Origin of the sequence: Bradyrhizobium sp. 76 (assembly GCF_023073025.1) — a bacterium.
Classification (GTDB): domain Bacteria; phylum Pseudomonadota; class Alphaproteobacteria; order Rhizobiales; family Xanthobacteraceae; genus Bradyrhizobium.
In genome coordinates this window covers 1,104,260-1,120,046 of sequence record NZ_JADPIS010000090.1, presented here as the reverse complement: position 1 = coordinate 1,120,046, position 15,787 = coordinate 1,104,260, and the positions used below count along the sequence as shown (strand labels likewise).

15 protein-coding genes and 2 pseudogenes are annotated in these 15,787 nt (G+C 64.6%); 8 read left to right on the top strand and 9 right to left on the bottom strand.

Annotated features, from left to right (window positions below):
• Positions 1–8 precede the first annotated feature (8 nt).
• Positions 9–1,358: an 8-oxoguanine deaminase gene (locus IVB48_RS21995; protein WP_247402815.1), complete on the bottom strand. Its 1,350-nt coding sequence runs from the start codon at positions 1,356–1,358 to the stop codon at positions 9–11.
• A gap of 152 nt (positions 1,359–1,510) precedes the next feature.
• Here IVB48_RS21995 and IVB48_RS21990 point away from each other — a divergent pair, with 152 nt between their 5' ends.
• From IVB48_RS21990 to IVB48_RS21980, 3 genes and pseudogenes are all read left to right on the top strand, one after another.
• Entirely contained in the window at positions 1,511–2,338 is an 828-nt protein-coding gene (locus IVB48_RS21990) for an FAD binding domain-containing protein (RefSeq protein ID WP_247402811.1), read from the top strand.
• Entirely contained in the window at positions 2,335–5,058 is a 2,724-nt protein-coding gene (locus IVB48_RS21985; protein ID WP_247402808.1) for a molybdopterin-dependent oxidoreductase, read from the top strand. Before IVB48_RS21990 ends, IVB48_RS21985 begins: the two co-directional genes overlap by 4 nt.
• A gap of 22 nt (positions 5,059–5,080) precedes the next feature.
• Positions 5,081–6,068, top strand: a pseudogene (locus tag IVB48_RS21980) (solute carrier family 23 protein).
• On the opposite strand, the gene uraD reads toward IVB48_RS21980, so the two are convergent.
• From uraD to IVB48_RS21960, 4 genes are all read right to left on the bottom strand, one after another.
• The gene (gene uraD, locus IVB48_RS21975) at positions 6,065–6,952 is read right to left on the bottom strand and encodes a 2-oxo-4-hydroxy-4-carboxy-5-ureidoimidazoline decarboxylase (RefSeq protein ID WP_247402805.1); all 888 of its coding nucleotides are present in this window, start codon (positions 6,950–6,952) and stop codon (positions 6,065–6,067) included. The pseudogene IVB48_RS21980 and the gene uraD overlap by 4 nt on opposite strands.
• Positions 6,953–6,957: 5 nt before the next feature.
• Positions 6,958–7,893 (bottom strand): allantoinase PuuE, encoded by a 936-nt coding sequence (gene puuE / locus IVB48_RS21970; RefSeq protein WP_247402802.1) that lies wholly within the window; start codon positions 7,891–7,893, stop codon positions 6,958–6,960.
• Positions 7,894–8,307, bottom strand: coding sequence for a DUF3830 family protein (locus IVB48_RS21965; protein WP_027566580.1), 414 nt, complete (start codon positions 8,305–8,307; stop codon positions 7,894–7,896).
• A 100-nt stretch (positions 8,308–8,407) separates the two neighbouring features.
• Positions 8,408–8,686, bottom strand: a complete 279-nt coding sequence (locus tag IVB48_RS21960; protein ID WP_035961174.1) for a hypothetical protein — start codon at positions 8,684–8,686, stop codon at positions 8,408–8,410.
• 228 nt (positions 8,687–8,914) lie between these two features.
• Here IVB48_RS21960 and IVB48_RS21955 point away from each other — a divergent pair, with 228 nt between their 5' ends.
• Entirely contained in the window at positions 8,915–9,133 is a 219-nt protein-coding gene (locus tag IVB48_RS21955) for a hypothetical protein (RefSeq protein ID WP_027566578.1), read from the top strand.
• Between the two features lie 925 nt (positions 9,134–10,058).
• Here IVB48_RS21955 and IVB48_RS21950 read toward each other — a convergent pair.
• A complete protein-coding gene (locus IVB48_RS21950; RefSeq protein WP_247402800.1) occupies positions 10,059–10,448 on the bottom strand; it encodes a hypothetical protein in 390 nt (129 codons plus the stop codon).
• 288 nt (positions 10,449–10,736) lie between these two features.
• On the opposite strand from IVB48_RS21950, the gene IVB48_RS21945 reads away from it, so the two are divergent.
• Positions 10,737–10,991, top strand: a complete 255-nt coding sequence (locus IVB48_RS21945) for a DUF2798 domain-containing protein (RefSeq protein WP_247402798.1) — start codon at positions 10,737–10,739, stop codon at positions 10,989–10,991.
• Positions 10,992–11,044: 53 nt separating this feature from the next.
• Here IVB48_RS21945 and IVB48_RS21940 read toward each other — a convergent pair whose 3' ends face one another.
• The 3 genes and pseudogenes from IVB48_RS21940 to IVB48_RS21930 form a co-directional block, all read right to left on the bottom strand.
• Entirely contained in the window at positions 11,045–12,832 is a 1,788-nt protein-coding gene (locus tag IVB48_RS21940) for a chloride channel protein (protein ID WP_247290556.1), read from the bottom strand.
• Positions 12,833–12,844: 12 nt separating this feature from the next.
• Positions 12,845–13,498 carry an L-fuculose-phosphate aldolase gene (locus IVB48_RS21935; protein WP_247290558.1) on the bottom strand — a complete coding sequence of 218 codons (654 nt, stop codon included), beginning with the start codon at positions 13,496–13,498 and terminating at the stop codon, positions 12,845–12,847.
• Between the two features lie 158 nt (positions 13,499–13,656).
• Positions 13,657–14,283, bottom strand: a pseudogene (locus IVB48_RS21930) (MarC family protein).
• Positions 14,284–14,372: 89 nt separating this feature from the next.
• Between IVB48_RS21930 and IVB48_RS21925 the strand changes: the two are divergent.
• The 3 genes from IVB48_RS21925 (at position 14,373) to IVB48_RS21915 (ending at position 15,786) form a co-directional block, all read left to right on the top strand.
• Positions 14,373–14,579 (top strand): hypothetical protein, encoded by a 207-nt coding sequence (locus IVB48_RS21925; RefSeq protein WP_247402795.1) that lies wholly within the window; start codon positions 14,373–14,375, stop codon positions 14,577–14,579.
• 100 nt (positions 14,580–14,679) lie between these two features.
• Positions 14,680–15,246 (top strand): ferritin-like domain-containing protein, encoded by a 567-nt coding sequence (locus tag IVB48_RS21920; RefSeq protein WP_027566571.1) that lies wholly within the window; start codon positions 14,680–14,682, stop codon positions 15,244–15,246.
• A 156-nt stretch (positions 15,247–15,402) separates the two neighbouring features.
• Positions 15,403–15,786: an Hsp20/alpha crystallin family protein gene (locus tag IVB48_RS21915; protein ID WP_007601432.1), complete on the top strand. Its 384-nt coding sequence runs from the start codon at positions 15,403–15,405 to the stop codon at positions 15,784–15,786.
• Position 15,787 lies beyond the last annotated feature (1 nt).

Sequence of the window (15,787 nt, the reverse complement as noted above, 5' to 3'; positions counted from 1 at the left end):
CCTGGATACTATCCCGCCTGCATGGCCCGCGCCGCCGAACTGTGACGGTGGATGAGGTCTGCCACATCTAGGCCGGGGACCGCGCCGTCGATCACGACCCATTTTCCTGCCACCATCACCCTATCGGCCCGATGCGCCCCGCACAGCACCAGTGCCGCCAGGGGATCGCCATGGCCGGAGAAGCGTAGCTCGTCGAGCCTGAACAGCGCGAGATCGGCCGCCTTGCCGACGGCGATCTCGCCGAGTTCCGGCCGGCCGACGCAGGCTGCCGAGCCCTTGGTGGCCCAGCGCAGCGCATCCTTGTGACTGACCTTCGTCACCCCGTAGCGCGCCCGTTGCAGCAGGAACGCGGCCCGCACCTCCTGCATCAGGTTCGATCCGTCGTTCGAGGCCGATCCGTCGACACCAAGCCCGATGCCAACGCCGGCCTCCTCCATCTCGCAGACGGGACAGCAGCCGGAGGCCAGGAGTTGATTGCTGCAGGCGCAATGACTGATGGTCGTCTTCGCCTTGCCGAGCCGCTTCATCTCGTCTGCGTTGAAGAAGATGCCATGGGCGAGCCACGTCCGCGCATTGAGCCAGCCGCATTGTTCGAGATAGTCGAGCGGACGGCAGCCATACATCTCCTGGCAGAATTTGTTCTCGTCCTCGGTCTCGGCGAGATGGGTGTGCAGGCGTACGTCGAGCTTGTCGGCCAGATCGGCGGTGGCGCGCATCAAGGACGTCGTCACCGAGAACGGCGAGCAAGGCGCGAGCGCGATCTGCACCATGGCATCCGCGCCGCGCTGGTGGTGGCTGGCGACCACGCGCGCGCTGTCCGCGAGGATGGTGTCCTCGTCCTGCACGACACTGTCAGGGGGCAGGCCGCCATCGCGCTGCGACAGGTTCATCGAGCCGCGTGTGAGCAGCACGCGCACGCCGAGCCGCCTGGCCACCCCCACCTCGATATCGACGGCGTCTTCGAGCCCTGCCGGAAATACGTAGTGATGATCCGTCGTGGTGGTGCAGCCCGACAGCAGCAGTTCGGACATCGCCACGGTGACGCCGAGTTCGAGCGCATCCGGCGTCAGCTTCGCCCACACCGGATAGAGCGCCTGGAGCCAGGGAAACAGCTCGCGGTCCATCGCCGCGGGTAGCGCCCGTGTCAGCGTCTGGTAGAAGTGATGATGGGTGTTGATGAGGCCGGGCAGCACGACATGCTCGCTTGCGTCGAACACCGCGACGTCAGCGGTTGCGGGCGCAGCGCCGGCCGGCACCAGCTCGACGATCCGGCCGCCTTTCACCACGATCCCGCGCTCGGCGCCATCGGCGAGGATAGCCAGGGGATCCCTGATCCAGATCGGCTTTGCGTCGCTCATGAATCTGCTCCTCGTAACATCCGCTGACGACAGGCCTGCAAGGCAGAAGCCGGCCCGATTGCACTTTTGCTGCGACTTGTTGTTGCGACTTGGCGCTCGTCTTGCAAGACTTTCTCCTGGTTCGATTCACTCGTTGGAAGCCTGGCGTCGCCATGGACTTGAATACCATCACAGCGGTCACCCATCCGCAAACGCGCGCGCAGCTGCCCGTTTGGACGCCAGGTGATGCTTGGCTCGCGGGCGGCACCTGGCTGTTCTCGGAGCCGCAAGTTCACCTGACTCGGCTCATCGATCTCACCGACCTCAAATGGCCGGCGCTGACGGTCACCGAGAGCCATTTCAGCATCGCGGCCACCTGTACCGTTGCGCAGCTCGATGGATTCGTCTGCCCACCCGACTGGTTCGCGGCGCCGCTGATCAACCAGTGCTGCCGCGCCTTCCTTGCTTCGTTCAAGATCTGGAAGACGGCGACCGTCGGCGGCAACCTCTGCATGTCGCTGCCGGCGGGACCGATGATCTCGCTCACCGCGGCGCTCGACGGTGTTTGCACCATCTGGAAGGCCGGCGGCGGCGAACAGATGATGCCTGTCGTCGACTTCGTCACCGGCAACCAGCGCAACCTTCTGGCGCCGGGGGACCTGCTCCGGCAGATCGATATCCCGATTGCCGCCTTGAAGCGTCGTACGGTCTTTCGCCAGATCTCGCTGGCGCCGGTCGGCCGCTCGGCGGCGCTGGTGATCGGCAGTCTGGATGCCGATGGCACGCTGACGCTCACGGTCACCGCCTCGACGGTGCGGCCGATCCGGTTGTCCGTTCGCGAGGCCCCCGACGTGACAGCGCTCCGCGACGCCATCGCGCAGCAGATCACGGACGATCTGTACCACACCGACATCCACGGCAAGCCGCTCTGGCGCAAGCACATGACACTGCGGCTTGCCGAAGAGATCCGCGACGAACTCCTCGGAGCACCGTCGTCATGAGCTTCGAGGTCAACGGCACGACGTTTGCGCAGGAGCCACGCGCCGGCCAGTGCCTGCGCACGTTCCTGCGCGAGCTCGGCCATTTCGGCGTGAAGAAGGGCTGCGACGCCGGCGATTGCGGCGCCTGCACCGTGCTGCTGGACGGCGAGCCGGTGCATAGCTGCCTGATCCCGGCCTTCCGTGCCGAGGGGCGCGCCGTCACCACGATCGAAGGTCTCGGCGGAGACGGCGGCGCGCACCCGATGCAGCAGGCTTTCCTCGATGCGCAGGGCTTTCAATGCGGCTTCTGCACCGCCGGCATGATCCTGACCTGCGCCTCGCTGAACCAGGCGCAGCGCACCGATCTCGGCGTCGCGCTGAAGGGCAATATCTGCCGCTGCACCGGGTATCGTTCGATCGAGGATGCGTTGCTCGGCAAGACCAATATCGAGGCGAACGTCGAGGCCGGCGCCGCATTCGGCCGCAGCCTGCCGGCGCCAGCTGGCCCCGATGTCGTGCGCGGCAAGGCGCGCTACACGTTCGACACGCAGATTGATGGCTTGCTGCATATCAAGCTGCTCCGGTCACCGCACGCGCACGCGAGAATCGTCGCGATCGACAAGTCGGAAGCCCTGAGCGTTCCCGGCGTGCACGCGGTGCTGACGCATGAGGATGCGCCAACCACTCTGATGTCGACCGCGCGGCATGAGAAGGACTGGATGGATCCCGAGGACACTCGTGTTCTCGACGACATCGTCCGCTTCATCGGCCAGAAGGTCGCCGCCGTGGTCGCAGACAGCGAAGCCGCCGCCGAGGACGCATGCCGCCGGCTGAAGGTTGATTACGAGGTCCTCCCCGCGCTGATCGACCCTGAAATAGCGATGGCGCCCGGTGCACCCATCGTTCATCCCGATCGCACCACCGCGAACCGCGTTGCCGACGCCCAGCGCAACCTCGCCGCGGAGACGCATGGCGAGTTCGGCGACGTGGCGGCTGCGCTCGCGACATCCGCCGTCACGTTCGAGGGCACCTTCCATAGTCACCGTGTGCAGCATGCCGCTTTGGAAACCCACGGCGGCCTCGCCTGGCTCGACGCTTCCGGCGTGCTCAATGTCCGCACCTCGACGCAGGTGCCGTTCCTGACCAGGCGCGCGCTGTCTGATATCTTCGAGCTTCCCATGGACAAGGTCCGCGTCCTCTGCGAGCGCGTCGGCGGCGGCTTTGGCGGCAAACAGGAGATGTTCGTCGAGGACATTCTGGCGCTCGCCTCGCTCAAGACCGGCCGGCCGGTGAAGCTGGAGCTCACCCGCGAGGAGCAGTTCGTCGCGACGTCGACGCGGCATCCGATGCGGGTCCACGTCAAGGCCGGTGCAGACGCGGACGGCAAGCTCACCGCGCTCCAGCTCGACGTGCTCTCCAATACCGGCGCCTACGGCAATCACGCCGGCCCCGTGATGTTCCACTCGCTGGCCGAATCCATCAGCGTCTACAATTGCCCGAACAAGCGGGTCGACGGCTACGCGGTCTACACCAATACGGTGCCGGCCGGCGCGTTTCGCGGTTATGGCTTGCCGCAAACACTGATCGCGGTCGAGGCCGCGATCGACGAACTGGCCAAGCAGCTCGGCATCAGCCCTTACGAGATGCGCCGGCGCAACGTCGTCAAGCGCGGCGACCCCATGCTGTCGCCGCCGCCGTCGGAATTTCACGACGTGCAATACGGCTCCTACGGGCTCGACCAGTGTCTCGACCTCGTCGAGCGCGCGATGCAGGCTGATGGTCCGCAGCCGGACCTGTCGCCGGAGTGGCTGATCGGCGACGGCATCGCGCTGACCATGATCGACACGGTGCCTCCGGCAGGCCATCTCGCGGATGCGAGGATCGCACTCAACGACGACGCCGGCTTCGATCTCACCGTCGGCACCGCCGAATTCGGCAATGGCACCAGCACCGTGCACCGGCAGATCGCGGCGACGACGCTTGCGACCACCGTCGACCGGATCCGCCTGCGCCAGTCCGACACCGCCCATGGCGGCCACGACACCGGCGCCTATGGCAGCGCGGGCATGTTCGTGGCAGGCAAGGCGACGCATGCAGCAGCCATACAGCTTGCGACCGAGCTGAAGGCGGCCGCCGCGGGCGCATGGCTCTGCGACATCGGCAGCTGCACGCTCGAGAGCGAAGCCGTCGTCAGTGGCGTGCGGCGGATGTCCTTTGTGGAGTTGGCAAAGCTCGCGCGCGAACGCGGACAGCCGTTCGCAGGCGCCGGCAATTCCGACGGCACGCCGCGTTCGGTCGGCTTCAACGTGCAAGGCTTTCGCGTCGCCGTGAGCAAGGGCACCGGCGAGCTCCGGATTCTCAGGAGCGTGCATGCGGCGGACGCCGGCGTCGTCGCCAATCCCATGCAGTGCCGTGGTCAGGTCGAAGGCGGTGTCGCGCAGGCGCTCGGTGCCGCGCTTTACGAGGAGATGGTGATCGACGCAGACGGCCGCGTCGTCAACCCAAAATTTCGCGACTACCATCTTCCCTCCTTCGCCGACGTGCCCCGCACCGAGGTCTTCTTCGCCGAGACCTCCGACACGATCGGCCCGCTGGGGGCTAAGTCGATGAGCGAGAGTCCGTACAATCCGGTCGCCGCCGCCGTCGGCAACGCGATTGCCGATGCCACGGGCATCCGCTTCACGGCGCCGCCCTTCAAGCCGGACAGGCTGTTTCCGGCGCTGCACGATAAGTTTGGGTAGGCCTATTTCGGGGGATTGATCCATGAGCAGCGAAGTCCATCCCGTCGACGAGGTCTTGCCGGTCCCGCGCCTGCTGGCGCTCGGGTTGCAGCATGTGCTGGTGATGTATGCCGGCGCGGTCGCGGTGCCCCTGATCATCGGGCGCGCGCTGAAACTGCCGCCGGAGGATGTCGCTTTCTTGATCAGTGCCGACCTGTTCGCCTGCGGACTCGCGACGCTGGTGCAATGCCTTGGTTTTCCCGGCGTCGGCATCCGCCTGCCCGTGATGATGGGCGTGACCTTCGCATCCGTCGGTCCGATGCTGTCGATGGCGGCTTCACCTGACATCTGCCTGCTCGCCATCTACGGTTCGGTGATCGCCGCCGGCCTGTTTGGCGTTGTCGCAGCGCCGTTCGTCAGCCGGCTGTTGCCGCTATTTCCGCCCGTCGTCACCGGCAGCATCGCTCGGCGACATCACCGGCAAGACGGTCGATCGCGATGCCCTGAGCCGAGGCCTGCGCGCCGACGGCGTCGGCACGTTGCTCGGCGGCATCTTCAACACCTTCCCGTACACGTCGTTCTCGCAGAATGTCGGCCTCGTCTCGGTTACCGGCGTGCGTTCGCGCTGGGTGACGGTCACGGGCGGCTGCATCATGCTCGTGCTCGGCCTGTTGCCGAAGCTCGCCGCACTGGTCGAGGCCGTGCCGCTGGTCGTTCTCGGCGGCGCCGGCCTCGTGATGTTCGGCATGGTCGCGGCGACGGGCGCACGCATCCTGACCTCGGTCGACTTTCGCAACAATCGCTACAATCTCTTCATCGTCGCGATCTCGATCGGCTTCGGCCTGATCCCGCTCGCCGCACCCGGATTCTTCAGGAATTTGCCGCATGATCTCCAGCCGCTGCTGGAGTCCGGCATTCTGCTCTGTGCGATCGTCTCCGTGCTGCTCAATGCCTTCTTCAACGGATTGAGCGGTGGTGCAGCGGCGGAAGCAGACGCCGCGTCAGTCGCATCGACCGCACAACACGTCTAGCTGCCGCGATAGGTCGAATAGCTCCAGGGCGTGACGAGCAGCGGCACGTGGTAGTGGCTTTCCGGCTCGCTGATCGCGAAACGCAGCGGGATCTCGTCGAGGAAGGGCGGGTCGGTGAGCTGCACGTTGCGCTCGGCGTAATATTTGGCGACGCTAAACCGGAGCTCGTAGCGGCCGATGGGCAGCGGGCGGCCGCCTATCAGCGACTGGTCGGTGCGGCCGTCTGCGTTCGTCACGGTGCGCGCGATCACACGGCTCTCACCAAGATTCGCGAGTTCGACCAGCTCGACCGGAATGCCCGGCGCCGGCTTGCCGACGTGGTTGTCCAGCACATGGGTCGAGAGCCGGCCGTGGACCTTGAGCTTGTCATCGGCTGCGACGAGTTGATCGAGCCGCAAAGCCGAGATGCGGCCAATCTCCTCGATCGCACGCCGCGTCTCGGTCTTGGCGATATTGCGCAACCGCGTCTCGAAATCGCGCAGCACGGAATCTTTGGTGTGACGGCGCACGCAGACGATATAGGGGATGTCGAACTTCTCGCGATAGGCATTGTTGACGCGCTCGAACGCCGCGTATTCGGCATCCGACAGCCGGTCGAGGCCGGCGCTGTTCTGCTCGTCGGTCGATTCCGCGGTGAGCCCCGCCGCGCGTTGGGCCTTGTTGGCGATATCCGGATGCGCCCGGATCAGCGCCAATTGCACCTCGGGTTCGGCACTCTGGATCGCCGCCATCAGCGCGGCGTGCAACTGGTTGATGCCGGCGAACGGTCGCTTCGCGGCCAGTTGCCCGGCGATCCACGGCGAATATTCAACGACGTTGGCGAGCGCGGCAACGAAATCGGCTTCCTCGGCGGCATTGAGATCAGACAGCGATATCTGCGACATCGTCCTCACCCGATCTCGAATGCATCGGCCGCAAGGTGCGCGAGCTTGTCGTGCCAATGCTGGGCGATCTGCAACCGTGTCGGCACCCAGACGCGGTCGTGCTTGCCGATGTAGTCGAGGAAGCGGATCAGCCCCGCCGCACGGCCGGGGCGACCGGCGAGACGACAGTGCAGGCCGACCGACATCATCTTCGGCGCGCTCTCGCCTTCGGCATAGAGCACGTCGAAGGCATCCTTCAGATAGGTGAAGAACTGCTCGCCTTCGGCAAATCCTTGCGGGTTGATGAAGCGCATGTCGTTGGCGTCGAGCGTATAGGGAATGACGAGCTGCTTGCCGCTCGCGCCCTTGATCCAATAGGGCAGATCATCGGCATAGGAATCGCTGAGATAGAGGAAGCCGCCCTCCTCCAGCAACAGACGGTTGGTGTTGATCGAGGAGCGTCCGGTATACCAGCCGAGCGGACGCGAGCCTGTCGCGGCGGTGTGGACGCGGATCGCCTCCGCGATCTCCGCGCGCTCCTGCGCCTCGGTCATGTCCTTGTGCTCGATCCACTTCAGGCTGTGGCTGGCGATGTCCCAGCCCGCCTCCTTCATGGCAGCAACGATGTCCGGATTGCGCTTCAGCGCTGTGGCGACACCGAACACGGTGGTCGGCCACTTCCGCTCACTGAACAACCGCCACAGCCGCCAGAACCCTGCGCGCGAGCCATATTCGAACATCGATTCGATATTGGCGTGGCGCTGGCCGGGCCAAGGCTGAGCGCCGAGCACGTCGGACAGGAATGCTTCCGAGGCCGGGTCGCCATGCAGGATGTTGTTTTCGCTGCCCTCCTCGAAATTGACGACGAACTGCACCGCGACCCGCGCGTTGCCGGGCCATTGCGGATGCGGCGGGTTGCGGCCGTAACCGCGGAGATCGCGCGGGTAGCGGGTACCAGTCACTCAGACTTCCTCGAAGCGGATCGGCAGCGCGCCCTTCCACAGCACGCTCTTGCCGAGCGTCGCCAAATTCTCCAGGCCGGAGGTCAGCGTGATGAAATGGTTGCCGGCGAGCTGCCCCATCTTGCTCGCGAAGTGCACGCCGCCATAGGCCATCAGGATCTCGGTCTCGCTGATGCCGCCGGGATAGAGGATGATCTGGCCGGGCGCGGGATAGCTGGTGTGGTTCTCGTAGCCGACACCGAAATCGAGGTCGCCGAGCGGCATCCACACGCCCTCGCCGCTCCAGCGCACGTGGATGATGTGGCTTTCGAACGGCAGCGCCTTGCGGAACGCGGCGACAGTCTTGGGCGCCGCTTGCTCCTCGAAACGGGCATCGAAGGTGAAGTCGCCGGCACGGATAACGAGTTTGCTCATCTCATCTCTCTGGATCGGGGGGCGGTGGCCCCACGGGGAATTTTCAGGCAAAGAGCATTCCATCGGGCTTCGCGCAAGGGGCGCGGCAAGTCACCTCAAGTTACCTGCGGTCGTAGGACCAGCCGAAAACGCCACTCCGCCGCGTCTCGGGCTCCGGCTCGGCGGCGGGCTGCGGCGCCTCCCTCAGTTCCGCCTGCGGCGGCGGAGGCGGCACCGGCAAATTCTCGCATTTCATGGAATAGACCAGCTTGCCGTCCGCGGTATGCCCGATCGGCGCGCAGGGGTCCGGATGCGCCACCGATTTTTTTGGGGTCAGCTTGACCTGCGCCACCGCTGGCGCAGCGATCAGCAGAAGGACCAGCAGATATTTCGACATCATTGTCGCCTGAAAACTAGATCTGGCCCATTGAACCGGATTGGAGGGAGCAAGTCCACCGGTGCAACGGGCGCGATTGCCGAATATTTAGCCGAGGCTAGAAAATTGGCTCGCCCCAATGTGATGTCGCGAGCGCTGATATCGGCTGGGCGCGTCGCCATGTCAGCCGCGACGGCGAGCACACAAACACACAATCTCACAGCCGGGCTGTCGTCACGGGAGAAAGAAACAATGCAAAAGACTTTCATCATTCTCGGCGCGACGCTGATTGCCGCCGCCACGATCCAAATCGCCGCGGCGAACGACCGCCGTCATGTCCGCAAGGCGCAGCCCCATCCCATCACCCAGTCGGTGCGCGACTCCAACGCCGCGCTCTGGCCATCACAACGGACCGAGCCCGACTGGTCGCGCTATTCCAACGGCGCGATGTCTGCACCAGCGGGACGGTGATGCGGGGAGCCTAGCGCGATCAAGCGAAACTGCCTCCACGTCGCCATTGCGAGGAGCTCTTGCGACGAAGCAATCCAGACATTCTCCACGGATGCATTTCTGGATTGCTTCGCTGCGCTCGCAATGACGAAGTATGAGGCGGCAGCGCCACGCTTCCAGCTCGCATTTTTGAAGCAGACACAGCTTCGCAGCCTCGCGGCTGATTTCGCCCGAGCTTTGCTTCGTCGCTTCACCCTCTTGTCCAAGAGGGCGCAGGGAAGGCCGGGTGCCGGCTGGCACCCGCGGTCCGCTGCGCGAAAAGCACACGCAGGAAAACCGCACAGCAGCATACAGGTGTAGCCAATCACTCGGCCTTCCCTGCGCGATGATTGGACGGCTTATGCCGTGCTCTCCCGGGAGCCGAGTTCCTTTTGGCCTCCCTCACCCTCGCGAAATTCACCGACACCACGCCGGTTGACGCAGATGCCGCATTCGCCAGAGCTTGACCGTAGCAACGACGGCCAGGACCACACGGTTTTGCCGTACGCACGGCCCGCCATTTCGTCACCGGTTTCGACGACGTTGTGCACGTTGCCGCCGACCTGATGACGAGACGAAGCCTAGCAGCGCCGCTCGTCGGAACGAAGCCTTGGGCTCACGGAGAGCAATCCGCCCTGCCCACACCTCTCGCACCCGAACGCTGCCGCGTCCACCGCAAGCCCGGCTCGCGAACGTGACGACCACAAGATCGCCCCTCAAGGATGAGCCGGGATGGACGACAGATACGCTATTTCCGAAATTCGGTAAAGTGGAATATTTTTCCCGAAGGGGATTGACGCGCCCGCGACACAGGCCGCGCAATGACACGCCTCGCGCAGAAGCAACAAGGGGCGGTGCAAAACACCGCCCCTTTGGCGCGAATCCAGACTGAGGCGAAGACAGGCGCCTAATACTGCTGATAATAGCCACGCGGACCATAGTAGGGGCCGCCGCCGTAATATCCCTGGCCGCCGTAGTAAGGACGGGGTCCGTAATTATAGCGGTCCTCGTAGTACTCTTGGCGTCTGCTCTCTGCGATCGCGCCGCCGATCAGACCTGCCGCCACGCCCATGAAGGCGAGACCTGCAGCGTTCGGACCTCGTCGATAATAACGGTGGCGGCGAGCGGCGCTGAAATCGGTGGCAGCCGGAGCGGCCGGGCCCGCGGCAGCGGCCTTGGTGGGCGCGGGCGAGTCGGCAGCCGAAGGCGTGATAGAGGCCGTAATCAGAGCGAGACTTGCGAAAACCGCCAACACAACGTTGCGGCCGGCTGCAGAAATCATCGGTCCTTTATTCATCGTGACCTTCCCTGTTCTCGCTCAAAGCGACATAATCAAACAAGACTTAATGCACAAACCACTGAAATGGTTTCGTGATCGCGGCAATCTGCCACGCTTTGAACGATTGTAAACCGAACGTCCAGATCCAGCTTGAACCATCCAACATGAGCGGATAATGAACGGACGCACCGTTTTTCGGTCGCCGTAAGCGTTTTACGTGAACCAACGCATCAACCGACGTCGTCGGGATCGATGCCATTTTTGGGTTCACCGTGACTGACGCGTCCTATTCCAAAGAGAAATCAGATGATTGCGGTTCGCAAACTGCCGGCGCGCTATGCGCCGATCGTGATGCCATTCGTGCTGTCCATCCTCATGACGGCCGTGGTGTCGGTCATTTCCACGCTTCGAAGCCTCGGCGCAACGCCGGCGTTTCTCGCGACCTGGCCGGGCGCCTGGGCGCTGTCATGGCTCGTCGCGTTTCCGACGCTGCTGATGGTGCTGCCGCTGGTCCGCCGGATCGTGGCTAGCGTCGTTGCCGTTCCCTCCCAATCGGGCTGATAGCGGGCGCGGACGGCGGCGCATGATGCACGCCGTCCCGCTTCCGCATGACCTTACGACAGCGCCCCGAGCACGCCGCGCGTCGCCTTGTCGATCTCCTCGACATAGCGGCGCCGGACGAAGGTCTCAGTGAGGAAGCCGACCACCTTGCGGCTGTCGGTGGAATCGACCACCGCCAGCATCTCGGCCTCCGCCTCGTCGAACACCGCCATCGCCGACTTCACGTTCATTTCCGGGATCAGCACGATCTCGGTCAGGCGCGCGAGCTCGATCACCTGGATCTCGTCGGCGATGCTGTCGAGGTCGCCGGAGAACAGGTCGGGCAGCAGGACGAGGCCGACATATTCGTCCGCATTGTTGACGATGACGATCCCGGGGCGCGAGCCCAGCGCGAATTCGCGGCGGACCGCGGCGATCGTCGTGGTCGACGGCACCTTGCCGACATCGGAGCGCATCAGCCGCTCGACGGTGAGGTTACGCAGCCAGCCGACGTCGTTGGCGCTACGGATGGTCTCGCCGCGCAGATGCAGGCGCCAGGTCGAGAAGGAGTGTCCGAACATGAAGCGGACGCAGATCGAGGTGACGATGCAGCCGGCGAGCACCACGGCGGTGACGTCGACGTTGCGGGTCATCTCGAGCACGAGGAACGACATGGTCAAGGGACCGCCGACGATGGCGACGCCGAGCGTCGCCATGCCCGTCAGCATCGCGACCAGCGGATCGATCACGAAGTTCGGGCTGATCAAGACCAGCACCGCGGCAAAGAACTTTCCGATCAGGCTCCCAACGAACAGCGAGGCAAAGAACAGCCCGCCGCGGAAGCCGGAGGCGAGCGAGATCAGGCAGGCCGTCACCTTCAAGGCGATGATCAGCGCGATCAGGCCGATCGTCATGTCGTGAAAGAGATCGAGCACCATCGCGCCGTGGCCGGCCGCCAGCACCTGCGGCGTGACAATCGCAAAGCCGCCGACGATGAGACCGCCGATCACCGGGCGCAGCCAGACCGGCAGCCATTTGAACAGGCGCTCGAACATCGAGGACGAGCGCATCACGGCGATGCCGACGCCGCTGGTGACGAGCGCGAGCCCGATCAGCGCCAGATATTGCTCGACGCCGACGGCGCTGACCTTGGGTATTTCGAGCGAGTATGGCGCGCCGCCGAGCCATTGCGCGGTCAGCGCACCGGCGAGCGAGGCTGCGAGGATCGGCGCGGCGCTGCCGACAGAATAGACGCCGACGATGAGTTCGCAGGCGTAGAAGGCCCCGGTGATCGGCGCACCGAAGGCCGCCGCGATCGCCGCAGCGGCGCCGCAGCCGACGATCAGGCGCAGATCGTTGCGTCGCAGATTGAAGAACTTGCCGAGCAGCGAGGCGATGCCCGAGCCGATCTGGGTATAGCCGGCCTCGAGGCCGACTGAGGCGCCGCAACCGTTCGAGATCAAGGTCTGGCTCGACACCACCACGCTGTCGCGCATCGACAGATTGCCGCCACGCAGCGCGTTCGCCTCGATCGGATCGACCGCACTGGAGAGCTTGAGCCGTCGCCGCCACCACTCCATGATACCGAGCGCCAATCCACCCAGCGCGGGCGCAATCAGCGCGGCCCAGGGACTGACGCTGGTATTGGCGGACAGGCGGACGTCGATGGGAATGCCGTAGATCACCATATGGGCAATCTGCGCAATCTCGGCCATCAGCGTCACGATGGCGCCGGCAAGCGTGCCGATCACCAGCGCCAGCGGGATCAGATAGAATTCGTTGCTGCGCAGCAGCGCCCGCAGCCGAACCATGACGCGGTTCGTCCCCTTGCGGTCGGCGAGATGTCTGATCCGCAGGAACACTTTCTGTCCGCCCTACCCTTCCGACATGCCGTAGCCGGACATGCGTTGGCGGACCCGCTCGATCTCGGCGCTCGACAGCAGCGGCGGCTCTCCGATCTGGAGACAGCCGTGATATTGCCGCGCCAGCGTCTCGACCTCGACGGCGAGCCACATCGCCTTGTCCAGCGACTTCCCGATCGCGATCATGCCGTGATGGTCGAGCAGGCAGGCAAGGCGGCCTTCCAGGGCCCGAACGGCATGCTCGGACAGCTCCATCGTTCCGAAGGTGGCATAGGGCGCGCAGCGGATGCTGTCGCCGCCGGCGGCCGCGATCATGTAGTGCACGGGCGGGATCTCCAGGCCCATGATCGCCAGGATGGTGCAATAGGTCGGATGGGCGTGGACGACGGCGTTGACGTCTGGCCGGGCTTTCAGGATGTCGAGGTGGAAGCGCCACTCGCTGGACGGCTTCTGAGCGGGCGCGTGCGAGCCATCCATCGTCATGAACACGATCTGGTCCGGCGTCATGGCGTCGTAGGGCACGCTGGTCGGGGTCACCAGAAGCCCGTCCACATGCCGGACGCTGATATTGCCCGAGGTGCCCTGGTTGATGCCGAGCGCGTTCATGCGGCGGCAGGCGCCGATGATGGCCTGTCTCTTGTCGAGCTCGTCCGCTGTCATCGACATCTCGATTTCCTGACGATGGGCGCCTGTCAGACGGGGAGTACGTCAAGCAATATGGCAGCGCAAGAGAAAGCGGGCCGGATCGCGCGCGAGCCCGCCAGCCGCCGCGTGGCATCATGAAATAAACATGAAAATCAACGCATTAACAGATTGTCGCAGCTCTACGGCAAGCTCGCCCGGACCGCTGCGATCCCATTGATCACGAACTGCACCGAATAGGCCGCGAGCAGCATCCCGAGCACGCGCGAGAGGACGGCGTTGCCGGTGCGTCCAAGGCTCCGCGCGATCATGTTCGCGAAGATAAAACAGAGCGTGCAGAGCAGGCACACCGAGAGCACGACCGCGATGATGATCGCGAGCCTCGGACCGTAGCCGGCATCGCCCGTCAGGAGCAGCGTGGTCGCGATCGCGCCGGGACCGGCCATCATCGGGATCGCCAGCGGGAATACCGCGACGTCGGAGGCATGTTCGGAGCTTGCCTTGTCGGCCTCGCGAGCCTCGCGATGCGGACGGTCGCCGAAGATCATCTGGTAGGACACGCCGAACAGCAGCAGTCCGCCGGCGATCTGGAAGGCGGGGATGCCGATCCCGAGCTGGCGCAGCAGCTAGTTTCCGATCAGGGCGATCACCACCAGGATCGACGCCGCAATCAGCGGCGCGCGTAGCGCGATGGTGCGCTTGGTCTTGTCGGGCATACCTCCGGTCGCGGCAAGGAAGGCCGGCGCAAGGCCCACGGGATCGACCACGAGCAGCAGCGTCACGAACGCAGATAAGGTGAAGTCGATCATGTCTCGGTGGGCTCCCTGGACGCAGGAACGATGGCTGGCGGAGTGACTTAGCCCGACAGAACCGCTTTGAAAATCACCGGAGATGCACAATGAGCGACAGTGGAATTGGAATGTTGCTGGGCCAGCTTTCGGGCAACCTGCTCTGGCTCTGGTTCATCGGAGCCTTCGTGCTCGGTGCGGTCCTCGTCTACGGCGTGGCGAAGGCGGGGCGCCTGCGGCGCCGCGAGCGCGCGCAGCTCGACCGCAACACCGAGGCGCGGCAGCGGCAGGAAGATCCCTACAAGCGTCCGACCTGAGCGCAGGTTGCCGTTTGGAACTTTCGTTCTCCGAAAGCTTTTGATCGCCTGAGGATTGCGGAAGGCGATGCCTTCGCGTGTCACCTCAAGAGGAGGATGTATGGCCAAGAAAGCAAAGAAGCGCACAACCAAGAAATCGTCGACGGGCCGCGCCCGTCAGGCGCCGAAGATGTTGAGCGACCTATTCCTGGAAACGCTCAAGGACATCTATTTCGCCGAGAACAAGATCATCAAGACCTTGCCCAAGATGGCCAAGGCTGCCAACTCGAAGGAGCTCGCGGCGGCTTTCAACAAGCATCTGCGCGAGACCCAGGGCCAGGTCAAACGTCTGGACCAGATCTTCAAAATGCTAGGCAAGCCGGCCCGCGGCAAGCCTTGCGAAGCGATCAACGGCATCACCGACGAAGGCGCCGAGATCATGAAGGAGTTCAAGAACGCGCCTGCGCTCGACGCCGGCCTGCTCGCAGCGGCGCAGGCGGTTGAGCACTACGAGATCTCCCGCTACGGCACCTTGCGCACTTGGGCCGAGGAACTCGGCATGCAAGACGCCGCAAGGCTGCTGCAGGCGACTCTGGACGAAGAAGAGGCTACCGATCACGCGCTGACCGAGCTCGCCACCTCCGTGATCAACCTGGAGGCGGAAGAGGAATACCGCCAGGCGGCCTGAGCCGCACATCGCGTGACAACGGAGCGCCGCGGTCCGGAAGGCCGCGGCGCTTGTCTTTTTCGGATCGCACGATCCGCATGGCACCTCCGCGCCGCCGGGCTGGAATTCTTGGGAACCGGCCCCATATTCAGCGTTCCCCACCGCCGAGCCTGCATCATGCAACCCAAAAATCCCCTCGACTGGATGCTGTCCGAAGCCCTGGACTCGCTGACCCGCGCCGAACGGCTGCGCCAGCAGTTCGGCCGCCAGGAAGCCTGCTGGGAGCCTCCGATCGACGTGCTCGAAACCGAGCATGAGCTCCTGATCCTGGTCGCGCTTCCCGGCGTCAATCCCGACAATGTCGAGACTGTCATCCATGACGGCGTGCTCGTCATCTCCGGCCAGCGCACCCTTCCGCCGGAGCTTCGCAACGCCCGCATCCACCGGCTTGAGCTGCCGCAGGGGCGTTTTGAGCGCCGCATTGCACTGCCCGTTGGTCGCTACGCCATCAGCCGCTTCGTGATGGACGGCTGCGTCGCGCTGCGCCTCGCCAAATCCTGAG